We start from the raw sequence: 22064 nt of genomic DNA on the forward strand, positions 1-22064 counted from the left end.
ATACAGACCGATTTGGGAATAAGCATTATACGATAGAAGGTATTAACTATCTTGCTCAGCAGGTAATGAACTCATTCAGTTATATCACTTTAAACGACGTTGACTTCGACACAGGAGCGACCATTTCCAAGCCAAATGAAGTGTTGTTTAACCCTGGTGATAACTCATATTACAAATGGACAGGATCATTTGCTGCCGGTCCAAAAGTTGTGCCTGCGAATTCTACGCCTGAAACAAGCGGGGGAGTTGGCCCTGGTAAGTGGCTTAATGTTGGGGATGCAGCACTTCGGAGCGACCTGGCCAATGGCGGTAAAGCTAGTCTCGTTGGGTATGAAGACGAAACGGTCGAGTCAGCACTGGATGATTTATATACCGGCAGAGATAAAGATGGCTTCAATAAAGTAGGTCGCTTCCTGAACCTGGCAGAGCTTCGAGCTTTCCCACCAAAAGCTATTGGTGATGTTGTTTATGCTGTGTCAGCTGCAAGTACCAGCTATTCAGACATTCACTATGGAGGAGGTAACTTTCAGGCTGTAGACAAAGGGGCTCTGGTTGATGATGGTGGGGTGACGATTGTCCCAACAACTGGGGCGCTGGCATGGAAGAGAATGTTTGATGGCATGGTTAGTGCACTTTACTTTGGATTAAAGCCAGATGGTATAAGTGATAACAACGAAGCACTAAACATCGCAGCTAATTATGGTAGGGATAAAAAATGTACTATTCAGTTGCCTCCTGGAAATATTTTGTCCGCAGGGGCATTGCCTGTTTACAAAGCTTCGGGTTTTATAGGCTCTGGTCGAAAGCAAACCGTTTTCATTAAAACTACTCACGATGGATTCCCTGTGGCTTCAGGGGTAAGCCCAGATGCTTTATGTGTTGTACTTGGAGATTCGTATGATCCAAACGATGATACTGGCGCTTCTGATTGCTCTTGGGCGAAATTACAAGGGCTTACATTAACTAAGTCCGGGGTCACAGCCAGGTCTGACTGCCCCATGTATGGCATTTGGGCACCAAGAGTAAATACATCTAGGTTTATCGATATATCTGTTGAATATGGATATTATGGTTATTGGAGCGTAAGCAGTTGGTCCAATACCTTTGAAAATATGCAAATACTTGGTATGTCTGAAATTCAGTTTGCCGGCTTCCATGTAAGTCGAGAGGCATCAGGGACGTTTATTTTATCAGGCACGAGCAATATCTTGAATAATGTTGGGATAGCAAACTATCAGATTGGTTTTAAGATTGACGCAATGCAATATACAACAATGAATAGCTGCTCAGCAGATAGTATAAAACCAATGATTGGGACAAGCGAGACAAACGCATCGGCTTATAGTTTTATAAATCCACATGGAATAACCATGAATAGTTGTGGGTCAGAAGACGTATCAGGTGAGCGGTTATCAATCGTTATGAAAAATATTGCCGCATTTGATGCAACTATGGTTGTTAATGCTTACCAAGGTCAAATCATACCAAGCAATCCAAAAGCATCTGGGACTCCAATATATAGAATCCAAAGTGAAAATACAGCAATGAATCTTTCAGTAAGTTTTCTAAATTGCAATCTTAAGAAAGATGTTTCATTGGCAAATCAGGTTGCAGGGTTTGTGTCGGGGGCTAATACTTACCTTTTCGATATAGGGTCGGTTATTGACGTGCCGACAACTGGTGGTGGGGCCAAATACACGAAAATGTAATCATGGTCGATCAAAGTCAATGTGTTGTCATTACATTGACTTTGATTATATATGAATTTATAATAAGGTTATTTTATAAATCAGAGTATTGAAAATGAAAAGGAAGTTGGCTTTAATAGACAGCCTGACATCACTTAGGTTTTTTGCAGCACTTGGCGTTTTTTTACACCATCTTGGAGTGTTGAATAATTCGAGCGTGCCAGTGGTAAAAACTCTTGGCGGATACTTTTTCAATGGATACACGGGTGTTACTTTTTTTTATATCCTCTCTGGGTTTATAATAAATTACAGTTTCTGCAAACATAAATTGTCAGGGAAGTTTGATTATAAAGACTTTCTTGCATTCAGGATATCCAGGCTTTTCCCTGTTCATGTTCTTTCGTTGGTTATTTTTATTTTTGCATTTACATCTACTAGTGATCTTGTCTGGGGAAAGATTCCAGCTTTAATCTCTAACGTTTTACTGATTCAGTCGTTCATTCCATTTCAAGATTACTATTTTGCATATAATCCAGTAAGTTGGAGCATATCGTGTGAGCTGTTTTTCTATTTTGCATTTTGTCTGCTGGTTAGACTGAGAACGTCAAAACTTTTAATTATTCTTTTGATGGCAATTGGTTTGAACTTTTACACGCTAGTTATTCCTCCAGCATCAATTTCATCACATTGGCTTTTTTATATAAATCCATTTTTCCGAGTATCTGACTTTATCATTGGGATTGTGTTTTGCAGGATGTATTTATCAACTGAATACACACCAGGCAAGAGGGCGTCCAGCATACTGGAAGTGATGGCGATAATGTCATTCTTTATCACTGCATTTGTTGCTACAAATTATATACAGAACATGAATTTAAAGTATGATATTGTATTTATACCTTGCATGTTGATGTTGGTAGTGGCTTTTTCATTTAATAATGGAATTGTATCAAAGTGGTTATCAAACAAATACTTAATACTATTAGGTGAATCGTCTTTTTCTTTTTACATGATTCATTTTATTATAGTGAATAAATTTTATGAAATCATGCTCCCTTCACCAAATGACTTTTCAGAACTAGCTTTATATATATCACTGGCTTTATTATGCTCTCTGGTATCATCTATTATAATATTTAAATATTTTGAATTGCCAGTCAATAAAATAATAAGGAATAAATGGGTGTCCATGAGATATAAGGTTAATAAATAAAACAAAGAAATCCTTTCCGGATGGGTTGCGTGCCTCCGCAGTTTATGAAGCCCACTAGGTGGGCTTTTTGTTGGCTGTCGGTTCGGGTATATCTACCAAAAATCCAGTATTATCCAAAGATTTTTCCGGGACCACATATCCAAGCTCCTTGAGGCGTGAGAATGTGCTGTCGAGAACGGCGTAAAAATCATCTTCACTGAGGGCCTCAAGCTCCAGTTCGCTTAGGTCAATGCAAAAGCTCTTGTGACCCATCCTTGCCTTTTTGTTAATTTCGGAAAATGTTTTTTTGAAAATAACGTTTGATATTTCAACCTTAGCGTTACTTGCAATTTGAAGAACGGTTTCAGCCGAAAGAACCTCATCCTCAGCTATCTCGCCTAAAAAACTCGCCTCAAGTCTTTGGACGATCTCAGCATTCATCGACCGGGCATTAGACTTAGAAACTTCCTCTATTTTCTCTTTTAATTCAATTGGAAGCCTGATTCTTAACTGTGGGTCTTCTCTGCTCATTTTGATTTCTAAATCTGCGAAAATTCACAATATGTAAAGTATGCCCCACGGTGGGGTTGACATCAATGACGCACGGTGTGACACTTTGAGTGTGCCTCACGGTGGGGCAACAAGTGGAGAGTGAAGTGGAAAAAGCTAAAGACATGTATCAGCGAAAGGTTCGATTCCCGGACGACATTCGCATCGCCATAGAAAGTAACGGAGAGAAGCAGTGCCGCGCTTTTAATACAGAGTTGATTTACCAGCTGAGAAAGGCGTACGGCCTGACGGAGAAGAGAAGTGCTGAAGCTTAAAAACGACGAAGCCCAGAAGTGCGCTAACACTCTGGGCCCCTTATCGAACAAATCCCGCTTAGGAAATATCGACATGAAAAGTATAGCGAATAACAAACTTCAGTTCCAGAAGACTAGTTTCTCTCACATGGAAATGGCAGGACAAACATGGTTGCTCGCAGCAGACGTCGGCAGGGCGCTAGGTTATGCTGACGACAAGGCAATACACCGTATTTACAATCGTCGTTCTGATGAGTTTACCCAACAGATGACAGGGGTGGTCAAAGTGACCACCCCTGGCGGGATACAAGAGGCACGAGTTTTTTCTCTTAGAGGCTCCCACCTGATTGGGATGTTCGCGCGGACTGACGTAGCCAAAGAGTTCCGTCGCTGGGTGCTGGACATTCTAGATCGCGAAGTTGCTCATTCGCCGATAGCCAAGCAGTTTACGGATGATGAGCTTTGCGAACTTGCATGGTTGTGGAGAGCGGGAGCGGTAATGATTACAGCCTGCCGGGAGGTTTACCCTCTACTTAGAGTGGCAGAGCATAGATTGGCTGGTCAGTATTATTCAATAGGTCACGAATACGCCAGGGTTCTAAATAAAGGGAGGGAGATTCTGAAGAGGGAAACATCCCACATTGAACATCAACCATGGAGAGATGATAACTGGAGCAGAGTGTTGCCACATCTAAGAAAAGAAATGCTTCAATGATTTTCAAAGAAAAACCGCCAGTGTGGAGCTGGCGGCTTACGTCAATATTGAAATAGGAAATCAAATGACTTTACTGAATGTAGCAAATCAGGCCGGATCTGTCACTGAGAAAACCATCGACTCCCAATACCTTCTGGAGATGGTAAATGCTGCGCGTAAGCAGTGTGGCGAGCCAGCGGTGAGAAACAATAAGTTCGTTGAAAAGATAGTCGATGAACTTGAGGGGGAGTTTTACACTAAAAGTGTAAAACCATCTGGCACTAACGGCGGCCGTCCTATTGAAGTCATTAATATGACAATCAAACAGGCTCTTCGTGTAGCCGCTCGTGAGTCTAAAGCCGTTCGCCGCTCTTTGGTCGATAAGCTGGAAGATATGCAGGTTATCCAACAGCCAACCCAAAGCAACTCCGGCCTCCCTGAGTATCGCCGTGCGAAAGCAGCACAGCTTAACGCTCAGGCGTTGGAAAAGAATATCGCCTCCGCTCGCGAGCTCATGTCGATGTTTCCACGACTTGGTGATGCCGCTAACCAGGTGATTGTAGCCACGCTGGTTAACCCATTGCTCGGTCAGGAAGTTGTCCCGCTGCCGCAGATTGAAGAGCATTACTATCAGGCAGGGGAGGTTGCAGAAAAGCTTAACAGCACGGCTAACATGATTGGCCGCCTTGCAAATAAGCACAATCTCAAGACTGAACAGTACGGTAAGTTCTTCCTGGATAAGTCGAAACACTCTGATAAGCAGGTTGAGGCGTTCCGCTACAATGCCAACGGTATAGAGGCTCTTCGCCATCTTGTCCAGGCGCGAAAGTAGCCTGAAACTAAATTAACCCCACCCACGACTACACAGCCTTCTTCGGAGGGCTTTATCATATCTGGATACTGAATGATGCCCGGAGTGGTGAGTTCGACGATGTGCCGGTGATGTGAGTGGGGCAATGGGGCATATAAGGGGCAAAAAATTAGCGCAAAACAACTCAAAACCACTTAAGGCGTCGATTCGTCTTGCGCTAATGCATTGCTATATGACTACTTCCATATCACTTCATCGCAAAGCCACTTTTAACGGGACCCTATCCTGAACAAACCCGAGTGGGCAGACTAAGCCGTCAGGGTCAGAAAAGAACACCAAAATAAATAGTACAAAACGATTTATTTGTGATACGGTGTTCTTTCAATAACAAATAAAAGTAGGTTTATATCCAGTATTTAACATTCAAGTGTCCGTCATGTGGCGGTTCACAGTATCGCACCTCCCCTTACGATGTCCGAGAAACAAATCCCCATGGCGCTGTTTGTATCTTCTGTAAAGCAGGGATGCATCTTCTTCATCGTCCGATGAGTGCGATTCATCAACATAACGTAGCTGCTCGCTAAGCCCCCGACATCCCGCTGGTTTTGCTTTTTCCCTGCCTGCACTGTTAACATCGGCCTCCTTAACGGAGGGATGATGAAAAAATTAACATTACTGCTCGGAGCGCTGATTCTCAGCGGCTGCTCGTCGCCTGAACCCTACGCACCAAACCCGCCAAAGGCTATCGGTACGCCGAACCCGGCTGCGGTTTACTGCAACGACCAGGGCGGCAAGCTGATGCGAGTGAAAACAGATTTGGGCGACCGGGCGGATTGTTTACTGCCGAGTGGTGAACGAATCGACGAATGGACGCTTTACCGCCGCGACCATTGATAATAAAAAACCCGCCGAAGCGGGTTTTTTTATGCCTGTCATTTAGCTTTTAACGGCCAAACAGATCGCGACGCTTTGGTTTTAAAGGCTGAGCAATCAGCACCAGCACGGCGATAATCAGGAAGACGGAGAAGATCCCCAGCAGCCACTGCACCATATCCAGGGAGAGAAACTCCCACTGGCGGACCGAGCAGTCACCGGTGGCAACGAACACCTGCGGCAGCCATTTATCCAGCGGCAGCCACGACGGGAAGCGGGCAGCAAAATCACAGGTGACGAAAGGGGAAGGATGCAGCTGGAGCATCGTATGTTCCCAGGTCAGCTGAACGCCTTTACCTGCGCTGTACAGCCAGATAGCAAGTGCGCCATAGCGTAAAGGCGACTTCGGCGCAATGGCGCCCACAATTCCCGCGCCCATAATCCCAAACAGGGCACAGCGTTCATAAATACACATTACACACGGCTTCAGCATCATCACGTGCTGGAACCACAACGCCACCATTTCCAGAGCAAAAGCGGTAAAGGCCAGCAACAGCCAGGCGCCGCGCCCACGGGAGCATTGGTTTAAATATCGCAACATAATCTGTTTCCCTGCAACTTGCGGTGAATCGGCAGTGTAAACCAATTCGATTTTTGCGCCAGTAGAAGCGACAAAAATAACTGCCAATTCGGATATTAATCAGCCAGATGAGCAGAACCGGGCAGCGAACTGCCCGTTATCTGCATTCAGTGAGCCAGCTCGCCAGGCGTGGAAGGGGTGATCCAGCCGGCATGCAGCATCCACTCGGTGGCCGGCTGCAAAGTAAATTCAACGCACAGCAGGCCCACCAGCGTCAGCACGATGGTGTACGGCAGCGCCATCAGCACCATACGGCCATACGAAAGTCTGATTAACGGTGCCAGCGCGGAGGTCAGAAGGAACAGGAACGCGGCCTGGCCGTTCGGTGTTGCAACGGAGGGCAGGTTAGTCCCGGTATTGATCGCCACCGCCAGCAGCTCAAACTGCTTAAGGTCGATGATGCCGCTCTGCAGGGCGCTTCTCGTTTCGTTGATGTACACCGTGCCCACGAAGACGTTATCGGAAATGGACGACAGCACGCCGTTGAACAGGTAGAACAGCGACAGCTGAGCGTGAGGTTCGGCCTGCAGCACGAAGTGAATCACGGGGGCGAAGAGATGCTGATCGATAATCACCGCCACCACCGCGAAGAAGACGGTCAGCAGCGCGGTAAAGGGCAGGGCTTCGGTAAACGCTTTGCCGATGGCATGTTCATCCGTTACGCCGCACAGCGCCGTGGCGAAAATAATTACCGACAGGCCAATCAGGCCGACCTCTGCCAGATGCATTGCCAGCGCAATCACCAGCCATACGCCAATCAGCGCCTGGACAACCAGCTTTACCGTGTCCTGCTTGCTGCGCTTCTGGGCGCTTTTTGTGTCGTAATCCTTCAGGATGGTGCGCACTTTTTCCGGCAGCGGTGCGCCATAGCCCAGAATTTTAGTGTATTCGAGCAGCAGGCAGGTTAGCAGACCACAAATCAGCACCGGAACGCTGACCGGTGCCATGCGCAGCAGGAATTCGCCAAAATGCCAGCCTGCATTTTTCGCGATGATCAGGTTTTGCGGCTCGCCCACCATGGTCATCACGCCGCCTAACGCGGTGCCGACGCCCGCATGCATCATCAGGCTGCGCAGAAAGGCACGGAACTGTTCGAGGATGGAACGACTATCGTTTTCCATCTGGCTGTCGTCGAGAATATCGCCGTCGTCGCCGCCTTCAGAGGCCACCCTGTGGTAAATCCCGTAAAAACCTACCGCCACGCTAATGACCACGGCGACGACCGTCAGCGCGTCCAGGAAGGCGGACAGAAACGCCGCAGCGACGCAAAATGCCAGCGACAGCAGCATTTTCGAGCGGATACCCAGCAGCAGCTTGGTGAAGACCAGCAGCAGGAGCTGCTTCATAAAGTAGATGCCCGCGACCATGAACATCAGCAGCAGCAGGACTTCAAGATTGTTTGCCAGCTCGTGGCGAACGTTCTCCGCGCTGGTCATCCCAATCAGCACGGCCTCGATGGCCAGCAGGCCGCCGGGCAGCAGCGGATAGCATTTCAGCGCCATGGCCAGAGTAAAAATAAATTCGGCAACCAGCAGCCAGCCCGCGACAAAGGGGCTGACAAACAGAAAAACCAGCGGGTTAACGATCAGAAACCCAATAATAGCCAGTTTGTACCAGTCAGGTGACTGGCCCAGAAAATTACGATATAGCGCGCGACCTGTGGACATTTCCATTGTGATAAAATCTTTCTCCTGTGATTATTCTGTCGGTTATTAACCTTCTGAGGGTACTCGTGCCTGGCCTGGCTGGCAAGACGGGGGAAGATTTGCTGCTTAACTCTTCTGTAAGAAATTAAACCTTGATCCCGTAAATGGCGCCGCGCAAATCTATCTGGCGCCCGCCGCATCTGGTATGATGAGTCCAATTTGCCAAACCTGTGTAATGGAAATCGTACTATGGTCATTAAGGCGCAGAGCCCTGCGGGTTTCGCGGAAGAATACATTATAGAAAGTATCTGGAATAACCGTTTCGCTCCGGGCTCCATTTTACCCGCTGAACGTGAACTTTCTGAGCTTATTGGCGTTACCCGTACCACGCTGCGAGAAGTGCTGCAGCGTCTCGCGCGGGACGGCTGGTTAACCATTCAGCATGGTAAGCCGACCAAAGTGAACAACTTCTGGGAAACATCCGGCCTGAACATCCTGGAAACCCTGGCGCGCCTGGATCACGATAGCGTGCCGCAGCTGATTGATAATCTGCTTTCCGTCCGCACCAACATTGCGACAATCTTTATCCGTACCGCAATGCGTCAGCATCCGGAAAAAGCGCAGGAGGTGCTGGCCACGGCTGACCGCGTTGAAGACCACGCGGATGCCTTCGCCGATCTGGACTACAGCATTTTCCGTGGCCTGGCGTTTGCCTCCGGCAACCCAATCTACGGGCTGATCCTCAACGGCATGAAAGGGCTGTACACCCGCATCGGGCGCCACTACTTCTCCAATCCTGAAGCGCGTAGCCTGGCGTTAGGCTTCTACCATCGCCTGGCGAAAATCTGCGACGAAGGGCTGCACGATCAGGTATTTGATACCGTTCGTACCTACGGCCGCGAAAGTGGGGAAATCTGGCACCGCATGCAGAAGAACCTGCCGGGCGATCTGGCGATGCACAGCCGCTGATAGCGCCGCTGTAAAAACAAAGGCTTCCATCCGGAAGCCTTTTTTGATCGGTGCATAATGTTAACGCTTTTGCATCACATAACAGACCTGCACAGGTTGGATAAGCGCAAGTTCGGCCAGCGCTTTATAAGCTGTTTATCCTCGGCGGACACCGATCCAGCAGCTCAACGCTGCCGTCCTCGTTCTGCTGCTCCAGCGTCACGTCAAAGCCCCACAGGCGGTGCACATGCTTGAGCACCTCACGACGACCTTTGTCCAGCGGCGCGCGGTTCTGCGGGATATAGCGTAGCGTCAGCGAACGGTCGCCGCGTAAATCCACGTTCCATACCTGTATGTTCGGCTCCAGGTTGCTCAGGTTGTACTGGGCGGAAAGCTGGGCGCGAATTTCACGGTAGCCTTCCTCGTTATGAATAGCCGAAATTTCCAGGTAATTATTGTGGTCGTCATCGAGCACGGTAAACAGACGGAAGTCACGCATCAGCTTCGGCGACAGGAACTGACTGATAAAGCTCTCGTCCTTGAAGTCGCGCATCGCGAAGTGCAGCGTATCCAGCCAGTCTTTCCCGGCGATATCCGGGAACCAGTACTTGTCTTCCTCGGTTGGATTCTGACAAATACGCTTGATGTCCTGGAACATCGCAAAGCCTAATGCGTAAGGGTTGATGCCGTTGTACCACGGGCTGTTATAAGGCGGCTGGAACACCACGTTGGTGTGACTGTGCAAGAACTCCAGCATGAAACGCTCCGTCACTTTTCCTTCATCGTACAGATGGTTAAGGATGGTGTAGTGCCAGAAGGTCGCCCAGCCTTCGTTCATCACCTGGGTCTGCTTCTGCGGATAAAAATACTGGCTCACCTTACGCACGATGCGCAGGATTTCACGCTGCCACGGCTCCAGCAGCGGCGCGTTCTTCTCCATGAAATAGAGCAGGTTTTCCTGCGGCTCCGAAGGGTAACGACGCGCTTCGGCTACCGTTTTCTCTTCTTCGCGGCGAGGCAGGGTACGCCAGAGGGTATTTACCTGGCTTTGCAGATACTCTTCGCGGCTTTTCTGCCGCGCTTTCTCTTCCTGCAGCGAAATCTTCTGCGGGCGTTTATAGCGGTCAACGCCGTAGTTCATCAGCGCATGGCACGAGTCAAGCAGTCGCTCCACTTCGTCCACGCCATAACGCTCCTCGCACTCGCTGATGTATTTGCGGGCGAAGATCAGGTAATCGATGATTGAGCTGGCGTCCGTCCAGCTGCGGAACAGATAGTTATTTTTAAAGAAGGAGTTATGGCCGTAGCAGGCATGAGCGATAACCAGCGCCTGCATGGTGATGGTGTTTTCCTCCATCAGATAGGCGATGCAGGGATTGGAGTTAATCACAATCTCGTAGGCCAGCCCCTGCTGTCCGTGCTTGTACAGCCGCTCGGTTTCGATGAATTTTTTGCCGAACGACCAGTGCGGATAGTTTATCGGCATCCCGACGCTCGAGTAGGCGTCCATCATCTGTTCGGAGGTGATGACCTCAATCTGATGCGGATAAGTGTCTAAGCGGTATAGCTTTGCGACACGATCGATCTCGGCGAGGTAAACATCCAGCAGCTCGAACGTCCAGTCGGGTCCATCACTCAGTCGTTTGGAATCCTTTGTGGCGGAAAGGTCAACAGTAGCCATCAGCGCGCCCTCATTGTTGTCGGCCCTCTCTGATTGGAAAGCCTCACCTCAAAGGATAGAACACTCCGCAAACTTAGCGCCCGCCGGCAAACTTTTTTCTGCGCGATTTACGGATTTCAATGACCCGGATTTTGCGTGCTGACTAGAGTTTTATTCTGTCGATAATATTTTATGTCGCAGGAGATCCTAATTGCGTCACCCCAGCGGATATAGGCCAGGATGTGAGAGGCTTCACCATAATAAAGCCGTATGTTGAATAATATTTTCATCTGGGTTATCAATTTGTAATCAGAAGATTATTCTTTTAACGGAGCGAGGAAGCGTTATGCGTGTTGTCGTGCTGGGAAGTGGCGTGGTCGGTGTCGCGAGCGCCTGGTATTTGCGCCAGGCGGGTCACGAGGTGACGGTGATTGACCGGGAAGCCGGGCCTGCGCTTGAAACCAGCGCCGCCAACGCCGGGCAAATCTCGCCGGGCTACGCGGCCCCGTGGGCTGCACCGGGCGTGCCGCTGAAGGCGATTAAGTGGATGTTCCAGCGCCATGCGCCGCTGGCAATAAGCCTCGACGGCACGCAGTTCCAGCTCAAATGGATGATGCAGATGCTGCGCAACTGCGACATGCGGCACTATCAGGAGAACAAAGGGCGCATGGTGCGCCTGGCGGAATATAGCCGCGACTGCCTGAAAGAACTGCGCCATAGCACGGGTATCCAGTATGAGGGACGGCAGGGCGGCACGCTTCAGCTCTTCCGTACCGCCCAGCAATATGAAAATGCGGCTAAAGACATTGCCGTCCTGCAGGACGCGGGCGTGCCCTATGAGCTTCTGGAGGCGAGCCAGCTAAACCGCGTTGAGCCTGCGCTGGCGGACGTCGCGCATAAGCTGACCGGCGGCCTGCGTCTGCCGAATGATGAAACCGGCGACTGCCAGCTTTTCACCCAGAATCTGGCCCGCATGGCGGCGGAGGCTGGCGTAGAATTTCGCTTCAACACGTCCGTCGATCGGCTGCTTTATGAAGGCCACAGCATATATGGCGTGCAGTGCGGCAAAGAGGTGATTAAAGCCGACACCTACGTGGTCGCCTTTGGTTCTTACTCGACTGGTTTACTGAAAAATATCGTCGATATTCCGGTCTATCCGCTCAAAGGCTACTCGCTGACAATTCCGATCGCCGACGAGCAGGGCGCGCCGGTTTCTACCATCCTCGATGAAACCTACAAAATCGCCATCACCCGCTTTGACAACCGTATCCGTGTCGGCGGCATGGCGGAAATCGTTGGTTACAATACCGATCTGCTTCAGCCGCGCCGCGAAACGCTGGAGATGGTGGTGCGCGATCTCTATCCGCGCGGCGGTCACGTCGACCAGGCCACCTTCTGGACGGGTCTGCGCCCAATGACGCCGGACGGCACGCCAATCGTCGGCAGGACGCCGTTTAAAAACCTCTGGCTGAACACCGGCCACGGCACGCTTGGCTGGACGATGGCCTGCGGGTCCGGGCAGATGCTCAGCGATTTAATTTCCGGCAGAACCCCGGCGATCCCGTTCGACGACCTGGCGGTGGCCCGCTATTTACCGGGATTTACACCTTCAGGCTCTCAGCGGCTGCACAGCGCCCATAATTGACAGACCAATAACGAAAACAAGGAGCGGTCATGTCCCGTCCTGTTACGGCGACGCTCGACCTGAGCGCGCTGCGCAATAATCTACAGATAGCCCGTCAGGCGGCCCCGAATTCCCGGGTGTGGTCAGTCGTGAAAGCAAATGCGTACGGCCACGGTATCGATCGCGTCTGGTCGGCGCTGGGCGGCACCGACGGTTTCGCCCTGCTCAATGTTGAAGAGGCCATTCTGCTGCGTGAGCGCGGCTGGAAAGGGCCGATTCTGATGCTGGAAGGCTTCTTCCACGCCGGGGATCTTGAGCTATTTGATAAGTATCGCCTCACCACGAGCCTGCACAGCAACTGGCAGGTCAAGGCGCTGGCGAACGCCCGTCTTAACGCGCCGCTGGATATTTATCTTAAGGTTAACAGCGGCATGAACCGCCTCGGTTTTACCCCGGAGCGGGTGCATTCCATCTGGCAGCAGCTGCGCGCCATTCCCAACGTCGGGCAACTGACGCTGATGGCGCATTTCGCCGATGCCGAACAGCCGGAGGGTATCGTTGAGCCGCTGGCGCGCATTGAGCAGGCGGCGGAGGGGCTGGACTGCGCCCGCTCCCTGTCAAACTCGGCGGCCACGATGTGGCACCCGGAGGCCCATTTCGACTGGGTTCGTCCCGGCATTATTCTTTACGGCGCTTCGCCGAGCGGCCAGTGGTGCGATATCGCCAACAGCGGCCTGCGTCCGGTCATGACCTTGCGCAGCGAAATTATAGGCATCCAGAATCTGAAAGCAGGAGACGCTGTGGGCTACGGCAGCCGCTATCGTGCCGCCGGTGAACAGCGTATCGGAATAGTGGCCTGTGGCTATGCGGATGGCTATCCTCGCCACGCGCCAACCGGTACGCCGGTTCACGTCGATGGCGTGATGACTTCCACCGTCGGGGCTATTTCGATGGATATGATTGCGGTGGATCTTACGCCGTGTCCGCATGCGGGGATTGGCAGTCCGGTCGAGCTGTGGGGTAACGAAGTGAAGATTGATGATGTTGCCTCGGCGGCGGGAACGGTAGGCTATGAGCTGATGTGCGCGCTGGCACCGCGCGTGCCGGTAGTGACGGTTTAACGCGAAAGGTTAAGTTACGTAGGGTGGATAAGCGACAGCGTCATCCACCTGTCGTCATCCACCCAATCCGCTCAATAATTATTCTGCCTCTTCCTCGGCGACGCGAACGCCAATCTTGCGCACCTGATTATTCTCTTTCTCTGCCACCGTCCAGATCATCCCGGCGTACTCCACCTGGTCACCTACCACCGGCGCGCCGCCCAGCATGCCGAGCACGAACTCACCCAGCGTCTGCTGCTTATTGACCTCATCATCCAGATCCAGGCCATAGATGGTCGCCACGTCTGAGAACTGCGCGCTGGCTTCCAGAATAAAGTCGCCGAAGAAACGCTGATCGAGGGCAACGGGGGGTGACTGGCTGAACAGTTTACCGAGTGCGGGTAAATCCCGCTCGCGACCGATGACACAGAGCACGTCGCCCTCACGCAGGCGGGTACTGCCCGTCGGGTGCAGCAGCGCGTTATCGCGGAACAGGGCGGCAATGCGGGTTTCCGTCGGCATATGCAGATCGCGAAGCGCTGCGCCCACGCACCATTTATCTTCACTTAGCTGATAGACAAACTGCTCCCACGGGTTTTCGGGATGGATATCCAGCCCGACGCGGGAGACCGGCCAGCCCACCGGCGGCACCACGACTTTCGCTTTTTTAGCCGCCCAGCTCAGCGATGAGCCCTGCAGCAGCAGCGAAACCAGCACCACAAAGAAGGCGACGTTAAAGAACAGCCGCGCGTTGTCCAGCCCGGCCATCATCGGGAAGACCGCAAGAATAATCGGCACCGCGCCGCGCAGGCCAACCCAGCTGATGAAAATGCGCTCGCGTCCGTTAAAGCCCCGGAAAGGGATCAGGCCAATCAGCACCGACAGCGGGCGGGCAAAGAAGATCATCCACGCCGACAGCGCCAGCGCCGGAATGGCTATCGCCAGTAAATCCTTCGGATTCACCAGCAGGCCGAGCACCAGGAACATGCCGATTTGCGCCAGCCACGCCAGGCCATCAAAGGTTTGCAGAATGCCGAAGCGGCTGCGGATAGGCTTGTTGCCCAGTAAAAAACCGCACAGATAGACGGCAAGAATACCGCTGCCCTCCATTGCGGTAGTGATAGCAAAGACCATAATGCCGCCGCTCAGCGCCAGCAGCGGATACAGCCCCTGCGGCAGCGTGATGCGGTTAATCATCTGCAGCAGCAGGTAGCCGCCGCCGAGGCCGAACAGGATGCCCAGGCCGAACTGCTGAATGATATGCACGAGGAACATCCAGCTCAGGCCGGTTTGCCCCTGCTGGATCATCTCAATCAGCGTGATGGTCAGGAACACCGCCATCGGGTCGTTGCTGCCGGACTCAATCTCAAGCGTTGCGCCCACGCGTTCGTTCAGGCCCTTGCCGCCGAGCAGTGAGAACACCGCTGCGGCATCCGTGGAGCCAACGATAGCGCCAATCAGCAGGCCCTGAATTAAATCCAGATTAAACAGCCACGCTGCGGCCAGCCCCGTTAATCCCGAGGTGACAAGTACGCCAACGGTGGCCAGTGAAAGGGCGGGGCCCAGCGCAACCCGGAACGAGCTGGCCTGGGTGCGCATGCCGCCATCGAGCAGGATCACGGCCAGCGCAAGGTTACTGATTAAATAAGCAAAAGGATAATTATCGAACGGAATTCCCCCGATGCCATCTACCCCGGCCAGCATGCCGATAGCGAGGAAGATAACCAGAATGGGGATACCAAGACGGGAAGAAAATGAACTTAATAAGATGCTACAAGTTACCAGTACGGAACCTAAAATAAACAGACTAATTATCGCACCCGCGTCCAAAATTATCATTCTCCTTATATAAGAGCCGCTGTGGTTATGTCTAAATGTTATCACGGATTGGGCCTGCTAACGGCCCGAAATACCGTCTTTTTTACGCGATAACCTGATGACCGCTGATTGTCAGCACGCTTTGCTGGCCGTCGTGCTGCAGTTCGCCAAAAGCACCCAGCGGCAGCGTCACGGTCTGCGGTTCGTGGCCGAAGGGTAAACCTGGCAGAATTGGGATCTCAAGACGCGATGAGAGCAGCCTGCACATCTCGTTAAAATCATAGCCCGCATCGTAGTCGCTCACCGTGGCGCCATTAAAACTCCCCAGCACCAGCGCCTTTTGTCGTTTCAGAATGCCCGCGTGATGAAGCTGCAGCAGCATACGTTCGACGCGGAACGGATGTTCATTGATGTCCTCGACCACCAGAATGCCGCCGTCAATATTGGGTAGCCAAGGCGAGCCAACCAGCGACGCCAGCATGGCAAGATTCCCCCCCCAGATTGTGCCGCTGGCAGCACAGGCAGCGGCGTTATTTTCCCAGCTCACGTTATATTCTGGCTGGGTAATGGCCTTCCAGAAGTGCTGCCACGTATAGTCATCCAGCTCCTCTGCGCCAAAATTGCCCGCCAGCATTGGCCCGCTAAAGGTGATTGTTCCGCACTGGGCCAGCAGGGCGAGCTGGAAAGCGGTGAAATCGCTGTGACCGCAGATGACCGGGGTGCGCTCGCGAAAAGCACGGCCGAGGCGAGGGAAATCAATACTCTCAAGCAGGCGTGTTGCGCCGTAGCCGCCCCGTACCGCCAGCACGATATCGCATTCAGGCGACAGGGCTGCGAGCTGGTTAATCTCTGCCGCCCGCTGCTGGTCCGTGCCGGCAAAACGCTGAAAACGCCGGGTGACTGCCTGCTGGTTGGCTACCTGGTGTCCGGCCTGCTGCAGACGCTCAATTCCGCGCGCCGCCGCTGCCTGGTTTACACAGTAGCCCGAGGGGGCAATCAAACTTATCAGAGACATGGCATTTCCTTGCGTAAAGTGAATTGGTTATGATGCCGCTATCGCGGGCGGTTGTCACTCGTCCGGCGGCGCTGACGCGCCGTAATAAAGAGCAAAGTATCTATAAGGATAGAACGCGTGAATATGAGATGGCTGATTGTTTTGGTCCTGTTCCTTGCTGGCTGTTCCAGCCACACCACCAAACAAGCTGAGTGGGACCCGGCTAAACCTGTTCAGGGCGCTCTGACCTGGATGCCCATCACCGAGCAGGCCGCGCAGGAGTGGGGAGTTAGCCCGCGCGTCATCACGGCTATCATTGCGGTGGAAACCGGCGGTAACCCGACGCTGGTCAGCAAATCTAATGCGGTGGGGCTGATGCAGATTAAAGCCTCAACGGCGGGTGCGGAAGTGTATCGCCATATGGGCTGGAGCGGGCAGCCGTCAACCAGCGAGCTGAAGGATCCGGCCCGCAATATCAATATCGGCACGGCCTATCTCAACATTCTGGAACACGGCCCGCTTGCGGGCATTGAAGATCCGCAGACCATGCAGTACGCGCTGCTGGTTTCCTACGCGAACGGGGCGGGGGCGCTGCTCAGGACGTTTTCCTCCAGCCGCAGCAAGGCCATCGATGAGATCAATGATTTAAGCCCGCAGGAGTTCTGGGAGTACGTGGGGAAACATCATCCGTCACCTCAGGCACCGCGCTACCTGTATAAAGTCTCGCGGGCGCTGGACGAGATGTAATTATCTGACGCGGTCGGCCTTCGCTCTGGCTGACCGCTCCAGTGAAAAGATAATCCGCTGAAGTTCACGCTCAACCGCCGGGTTGACGTTCAGAAAGCGGAAGCTCATGCGCGGAGTGCTGATAGTCTGATTTTTACTGTCCACCACCGTGCGCTCAGAGAGCGTCACCAGCTGCATATCAAAGTAAAATTTTCCCCACTCGACCAGATCGATTTCCACCTTTGAGAAACGCATCCCCGCCTCCAGCCCTTCTGGCAAAGGTCCCTCGACCAGCGCGCCCATACCGCCAAGAGACAGGTCGCACAGCCTGAAGTCGAACAGGGTACCGTCCGGGAGCTTTGTATGGCAGAAGTAGAAGGGATGCATTGGGGCTGTAATACGGAAGTATTCACGGCGCTGCACAAACCACAGCGTCGGCGGCAGCGGTGAGCTAAATGCTGGCAGATTAAGATACTGCATGGGCTGTAGGTTTGGCAGCGTAAACTCGACCTTCGCCCCCTGGGTTTCCGCGGTGAAAAGTATGTTTTCCGCTTTCTGTACCGCCAGGTTGTCCTGCGCCTGACTGCCAAAATCCATGACCAGCTGCCCCTGCGAGACATCCAGAATCTTAGTGATAAATTGCCCTGCGCTCCAGGAGAGACGAATCGGAACCTGATTGCCGTGCAGATCGCGTAATACGCCTAATACCGCGAGAGGAGTCTGTTTCAGAAACTGCTCGTTATAATTACTCAAGGCCCGGGTCCCTGTTGCGTTTGCTGATTATCGTAATGCTCAATATCGGCAGATACGCGTGAAACTTAAGATAAATCTCAAGTAGTTAAGAAAAATTTCACGTAAGCTAGTGATGTCGGTCACGTTTTTCAAATGGTTGATTATACTTAGCGTACCGAGAGTATGAGTTATGCGTTAAGCAGCGCTCTGGGACTGCGTTACTACACAACAAAGAAGAGGATTTTCGAAAATGGGTATTATTGCCTGGATTATATTCGGTCTGATCGCGGGTATCATCGCGAAACTTATCATGCCTGGTAAAGACGGCGGCGGCTTCATCCTGACCTGTATTTTAGGGATCATAGGTGCCGTGGTAGGCGGATGGTTAGCGACTTTCTTCCACATCGGTGGCAACGTAACGGGCTTTAACCTGCCAAGCTTCCTGGTCGCCGTAGTCGGTGCGATTGTCGTGCTGGCCATCTACCGGATGGTTCGTCGCTAAGCAGCGTCGCTCTGAATCTAAACGGCCCCTTCTGGGGCCGTTTGTCGTTCGGCGAAGATTGCTGTGTCGGATGACGCTTACGCTTATCCGATCTACAAATATGGTCTGTCGTTTAAGGGCGGGTAAAGAAATCGTTGTACAACATGTACAGATGGGCCGCGCTCCACGAGAAGTTCGGCGCGCCCTGCTGATCGCCATTTAGCGGGTTGTAGTTTTCGCGGATTGGCCCGTCACCTGTCAGACCGTTCGCATGGGCCAGGAAGCGGTTGGCCATTTCAACGGCGTCGTCCCGGTAGCCGTAGCGCTCCATGCCCTTCAGGCCAAACCAGAACTGATCTACCCAGACGCGGCCTCGCCAGTAAATATCTGCCCCGAAGGCCGGGTTGGTGAGGGATGCCGTACCCAGCGGCACCCAGGTATTAAACTCCTTCGGGTCTTTCATTACCTTCACGACGGCATCGGCGTGCTGCTGGGTTGCCGCGCCGTTAAACAGCGGTGACCAGCCCTCCGGCCCTCTGCCTCTTTCTACTATAGGTTTCCCGGCGCAGCCGTTGGCCAGCGGCTTGTCTGCAATGCGGATGTCGTAGAAGAAACCTGTTTTATCGTCGAACATACAGGCGTTGATGTAGTCAGCCAGATGCTTCGCATGGTCGCGAAATTTCTTCGCATCTTCTTGTTTGCCAAGAAGGTCCGCCATGCGGGCCAGATAGCTGCTGTCGCTGTACATATAGCTCGCCTGATCTACTGATTCCTGCAGCAGCGAGTACCCCAGCAGCGTACCATCGGCGGCCCGGTTTTCGGCGAACAGCACCTGCCAGTCTTCCCGCTTGCCGCCCTTGTCGATATAGCGCTGGAGCTGATCCGGGTCGATAAAACCAAATACCGACGCGTCGTCACGCCCGGACTCCCAGGACGCAGCGACCTGAGCAGGAATATCAATGCTGTCATAGCGTCCGCTGCGCAGAACCCGGCTGTAGTTTTCCAGACCCATCATTTTCTGCTCTTTGTCACCACGCCTGACGGTGAAGATCATTTTGCCATCTGGCGTGTTGTGGGCCTTATCCCGCGTTGCGCCATACTCCGGCACGCCGTTGTGGTTATGGTCGCGGTTGCGCAGCCACCAGTCGTGATAGGCCACCAGATGCGGATACATCTCTTCAAGCCAGGCCTTGTCGCCCGTCGTTTTGTAGATTTCCATCACCGACCAGGCCGCGAGGCTTGGCTTGGTGTTACGTTCGTTCCAGTTGCTGCCGTCGCCGCCGCGTTCCGGGCTGGTGTTGTACGCGAGCAGGTCCGGAACGAAACCTGCGTCCCACGGGCGAACCGGGTCGTCTGGTGGAATTTGCCAGGCAAATACCGCGCGAATGTTATCTTTCGCCACGTTCGGATTGAAGTGCGCCATCGCGTAGGCCTGTTTCCATGTATCCCACGGCCAGGTCTGGTTGCCGGAGAACCAGCGTCCGGTCACCGAAGGAGTTACCGAATCAAACTTCATGGCGCCCGCCGCGCTGCGCCAGTTGCCGTTCAGCGTTTCTATGGCCTTTACGGCCACGCGGGTCTGCACCGGAGTTGCCTGCGGGTTGTTCAGCCCTTTCTTCAGGTAGCCTTCCCAGCGCTGCTCCGAGGCCGTCAGGTACGGCTGCGGATGACGCAGAATATCGGCGATTTTACCCTGCTCATTTTGCGCTTCCCGGGAGGTCAGCAGATGAGAATAAGTTGTGTAGATTGTCGTTGAGCCTTGTATATCGGCCTTCGCTACGAAGCGATGACCGTCGATCCGGGTGCTCATCGGCAGCGTTTTATGGATCTGGTACTGAGATTCGCCCGAGGTCATAAGCTCTGAGTCAGTGCGGACTTTGCCGAAGGCTACCGTCAGGCCATCGGGCGTGGCGTGAAGCGTACGGTGATAATCCGGGAAAGCCTGATCGATGGTTTTATCGGATACGGGCTTTTTCTCCTGCGCGTGATATTTCTCCAGCAGCTCACCGTCCCAGACCAGCTCCAGCGGCGAATCAGTGGTGATTTCTGTTTCCAGCAGCGAGGTGCGGGAGCTGACAAATCGCAGCGTCATCTTCACCGTAATACCCGGCGCTGTCAGCGTCTGGTTCAGCGCACCGGGTATGCTCCAGGCTTTCATGGTAAACGCGACTTTCTGTCCATTTTTATAGACGCTCAGGCGGTCAAAATTGTTCGCCATAAAGTTGATGTACTCTTCGGTGAGCAGCGCCGGGCCGGGAAAGCCGCCCATGCCGTCGCTGTTGCCGGGCAGCAGATGTCCGTGCCAGGCACCGTCGTCAAATAACGGGTTAAACCGCTGGTGCTCGTCAAAATCGAAATCCTGCATCGCCTGCGGGGCGCCGGTTCTGTCGATGACGTTCTGGAATTCAGCCGCTTTTAACGGCGCGGCGTCGTGATGGCTGGTCTTACAGCCCGCCAGCAGGATGAGGGCTGCGAGCGGGGCAAGACGGAAGAGAGGTTTCATAGTGTGTCCTTACCAGTAGAAATATTGCATCAGGAAGACCGAGTTGCTGGCATCGGTGGTGTCGTTATGCAGATAAAAGCGGCTGTCCAGCGCGGTGGCGAATTTGCCGCCGAAGTATTCATACCAGATGCCGAACTGCGCGTAGGAGGTGGTCTGGTCTTCAGCTTCGTCGAGCAGGTGCCGGGCGTAGCTCCAGGCGGTGGATAAATAAAGCCCCTTAGCAGGTTCGACCATGCCGCTGACCATCATCCCGCTTTCGCTCCCGGGACTGGCTCCGTCGCCTTTCCCCGTGTGGTGCCACACTCGCCCCGCAAGATGCTCCCCTTTCAGGCCAAGCAGATAGAGCTGCCCCGTGCCGTCGGTGATTTCCAGTCCGTTAAGCAGCGTCAGCCCCTGCTGGATATCGTACTGCAGATAGCCGTTAATCATCGCCCGGTAGGTATATTTGTCGGAGTAGCGGTCGTACTTTCCAAAATGCAGCCAGGCTTTGCTTTCGTCGACGCGGCTTTCTGGTGCCGCCGTGACACTGTAACGCAGGTCGCCGGTCAGGTTCTGGGCTTTGGCCGCGTACGTCAGGTCGCGGGTGTTGGGGATAACGTAGCCGTACTCCGGGGTGAAGTCGCCCCACCACTGCAGGTCATCGAGGGAGGAGTCGTTGCGGGCGCTGAGGATCCACTCGGTCCCCTTGTCCGTGCGGTAGCCACCGTAAAAACGGTTAATGCCGCCTTCGAAGCCGCCCCAGCTATGGTCCGGCACCCAGGCATTCCCCTGATGGTCCGCCTGTACCGTCCAGCCTTCGCCGTACAGCAGCCCGAACCAGCTGCCGTGTTTGATCTCCAGGCCGCCCTCGATATAGGTGCCGTCGCTGTACTTGTGTTTGTCATCACCGTTCAGGTAAACGCTGCCGCCAAGCCCCAGCTCACCGTAAAAGCGGAAGGCGGTTGCGGAGCTGCTGGCGTTAAGCGGCGGGGGAGCGGGGGTCTGTCGTTCTGCCGGTACAACGGCTTCGGCCGCCAGCAGCGACGCCGCTGGCGCGAGCAGTAAAGCCAGAGGTGCCATAGTTATAATGTGTTTCATCGAGTCCCATCCTTGTCGTTTTAAATTTATACAGTCAGCGGAACGGGGCCTATA

At 53.1% G+C, this 22064-nt stretch carries 21 protein-coding genes; 12 read left to right on the top strand and 9 right to left on the bottom strand.

Going from position 1 to position 22064, the window contains the following annotated elements; genetic code table 11:
• Together AAE045_RS04050 and AAE045_RS04055 are read left to right on the top strand one after the other, a co-directional pair.
• On the top strand, nt 1-1709 hold a 1709-nt coding region (locus tag AAE045_RS04050; protein WP_455546590.1), incomplete at its 5' end, for a tail fiber/spike domain-containing protein.
• A 106-nt stretch (nt 1710-1815) separates the two neighbouring features.
• Nucleotides 1816-2901 (top strand): acyltransferase family protein, encoded by a 1086-nt coding sequence (locus tag AAE045_RS04055; protein ID WP_455546591.1) that lies wholly within the window; start codon nt 1816-1818, stop codon nt 2899-2901.
• Nucleotides 2902-2955: 54 nt separating this feature from the next.
• Here the strand turns inward: AAE045_RS04055 and AAE045_RS04060 are convergent, their stop codons facing one another.
• Nucleotides 2956-3411, bottom strand: coding sequence for an Arc family DNA-binding protein (locus tag AAE045_RS04060; RefSeq protein WP_455546592.1), 456 nt, complete (start codon nt 3409-3411; stop codon nt 2956-2958).
• A gap of 125 nt (nt 3412-3536) precedes the next feature.
• On the opposite strand from AAE045_RS04060, the gene AAE045_RS04065 reads away from it, so the two are divergent.
• The 5 genes from AAE045_RS04065 to AAE045_RS04085 all read left to right on the top strand — a co-directional run bounded on the left by AAE045_RS04065 (nt 3537) and on the right by AAE045_RS04085 (nt 6082).
• Nucleotides 3537-3704: an Arc family DNA binding domain-containing protein gene (locus AAE045_RS04065; protein ID WP_455546593.1), complete on the top strand. Its 168-nt coding sequence runs from the start codon at nt 3537-3539 to the stop codon at nt 3702-3704.
• Nucleotides 3694-4398, top strand: coding sequence for a P22AR C-terminal domain-containing protein (locus AAE045_RS04070; RefSeq protein ID WP_455547156.1), 705 nt, complete (start codon nt 3694-3696; stop codon nt 4396-4398). Before AAE045_RS04065 ends, AAE045_RS04070 begins: the two co-directional genes overlap by 11 nt.
• 64 nt (nt 4399-4462) lie before the next feature.
• Nucleotides 4463-5209 carry a hypothetical protein gene (locus tag AAE045_RS04075; RefSeq protein WP_455546594.1) on the top strand — a complete coding sequence of 249 codons (747 nt, stop codon included), beginning with the start codon at nt 4463-4465 and terminating at the stop codon, nt 5207-5209.
• A gap of 386 nt (nt 5210-5595) precedes the next feature.
• Complete coding sequence (gene ymcF, locus AAE045_RS04080) at nt 5596-5772, top strand: cold shock small protein YmcF (protein WP_455547157.1); 177 nt, start codon at nt 5596-5598, stop codon at nt 5770-5772.
• 73 nt (nt 5773-5845) lie between these two features.
• Nucleotides 5846-6082, top strand: coding sequence for a putative hemolysin (locus AAE045_RS04085; protein WP_455546595.1), 237 nt, complete (start codon nt 5846-5848; stop codon nt 6080-6082).
• Nucleotides 6083-6131: 49 nt separating this feature from the next.
• On the opposite strand, the gene dsbB is transcribed toward AAE045_RS04085, so the two are convergent.
• Entirely contained in the window at nt 6132-6662 is a 531-nt protein-coding gene (gene dsbB, locus AAE045_RS04090; RefSeq protein ID WP_455546596.1) for a disulfide bond formation protein DsbB, read from the bottom strand.
• Between the two features lie 146 nt (nt 6663-6808).
• Entirely contained in the window at nt 6809-8374 is a 1566-nt protein-coding gene (nhaB, locus tag AAE045_RS04095) for a Na(+)/H(+) antiporter NhaB (protein ID WP_455546597.1), read from the bottom strand.
• A gap of 222 nt (nt 8375-8596) precedes the next feature.
• On the opposite strand from nhaB, the gene fadR reads away from it, so the two are divergent.
• Complete coding sequence (gene fadR, locus AAE045_RS04100) at nt 8597-9316, top strand: fatty acid metabolism regulator (RefSeq protein ID WP_455424708.1); 720 nt, start codon at nt 8597-8599, stop codon at nt 9314-9316.
• Between the two features lie 124 nt (nt 9317-9440).
• On the opposite strand, the gene AAE045_RS04105 is transcribed toward fadR, so the two are convergent.
• Nucleotides 9441-10976: a SpoVR family protein gene (locus tag AAE045_RS04105; protein ID WP_455546598.1), complete on the bottom strand. Its 1536-nt coding sequence runs from the start codon at nt 10974-10976 to the stop codon at nt 9441-9443.
• Nucleotides 10977-11301: 325 nt separating this feature from the next.
• On the opposite strand from AAE045_RS04105, the gene AAE045_RS04110 reads away from it, so the two are divergent.
• Both AAE045_RS04110 and dadX read left to right on the top strand, forming a co-directional pair.
• Nucleotides 11302-12600: a D-amino acid dehydrogenase gene (locus tag AAE045_RS04110; RefSeq protein ID WP_455546599.1), complete on the top strand. Its 1299-nt coding sequence runs from the start codon at nt 11302-11304 to the stop codon at nt 12598-12600.
• A 29-nt stretch (nt 12601-12629) separates the two neighbouring features.
• On the top strand, nt 12630-13700 hold the full coding sequence (gene dadX, locus AAE045_RS04115) for a catabolic alanine racemase DadX (protein ID WP_455546600.1): 1071 nt from the start codon (nt 12630-12632) through the stop codon (nt 13698-13700).
• A gap of 78 nt (nt 13701-13778) precedes the next feature.
• Here the strand turns inward: dadX and AAE045_RS04120 are convergent, their stop codons facing one another.
• Both AAE045_RS04120 and ldcA read right to left on the bottom strand, forming a co-directional pair.
• On the bottom strand, nt 13779-15509 hold the full coding sequence (locus tag AAE045_RS04120; protein ID WP_455428290.1) for a potassium/proton antiporter: 1731 nt from the start codon (nt 15507-15509) through the stop codon (nt 13779-13781).
• A 91-nt stretch (nt 15510-15600) separates the two neighbouring features.
• Nucleotides 15601-16512: a muramoyltetrapeptide carboxypeptidase gene (gene ldcA, locus AAE045_RS04125; RefSeq protein ID WP_455546601.1), complete on the bottom strand. Its 912-nt coding sequence runs from the start codon at nt 16510-16512 to the stop codon at nt 15601-15603.
• 117 nt (nt 16513-16629) lie between these two features.
• Between ldcA and emtA the strand changes: the two genes are divergently transcribed.
• On the top strand, nt 16630-17238 hold the full coding sequence (emtA, locus tag AAE045_RS04130; RefSeq protein WP_455546602.1) for a membrane-bound lytic murein transglycosylase EmtA: 609 nt from the start codon (nt 16630-16632) through the stop codon (nt 17236-17238).
• Here emtA and ycgR read toward each other — a convergent pair whose 3' ends face one another.
• Complete coding sequence (gene ycgR / locus AAE045_RS04135) at nt 17239-17970, bottom strand: flagellar brake protein YcgR (RefSeq protein ID WP_455546603.1); 732 nt, start codon at nt 17968-17970, stop codon at nt 17239-17241.
• Nucleotides 17971-18199: 229 nt separating this feature from the next.
• Between ycgR and AAE045_RS04140 the strand changes: the two genes are divergently transcribed.
• Nucleotides 18200-18451 (top strand): GlsB/YeaQ/YmgE family stress response membrane protein, encoded by a 252-nt coding sequence (locus AAE045_RS04140; protein ID WP_455546604.1) that lies wholly within the window; start codon nt 18200-18202, stop codon nt 18449-18451.
• Between the two features lie 112 nt (nt 18452-18563).
• On the opposite strand, the gene ygjK is transcribed toward AAE045_RS04140, so the two are convergent.
• Entirely contained in the window at nt 18564-20933 is a 2370-nt protein-coding gene (gene ygjK, locus AAE045_RS04145) for an alpha-glucosidase (protein WP_455546605.1), read from the bottom strand.
• Nucleotides 20934-20942: 9 nt separating this feature from the next.
• Nucleotides 20943-21983: a protein YgjJ gene (gene ygjJ, locus AAE045_RS04150; RefSeq protein WP_455547158.1), complete on the bottom strand. Its 1041-nt coding sequence runs from the start codon at nt 21981-21983 to the stop codon at nt 20943-20945.
• Between the last annotated feature and the right edge of the window lie 81 nt (nt 21984-22064).

The sequence above is a fragment of the Dryocola clanedunensis genome, from assembly GCF_038405435.1.
GTDB lineage: Bacteria > Pseudomonadota > Gammaproteobacteria > Enterobacterales > Enterobacteriaceae > Dryocola > Dryocola clanedunensis_A.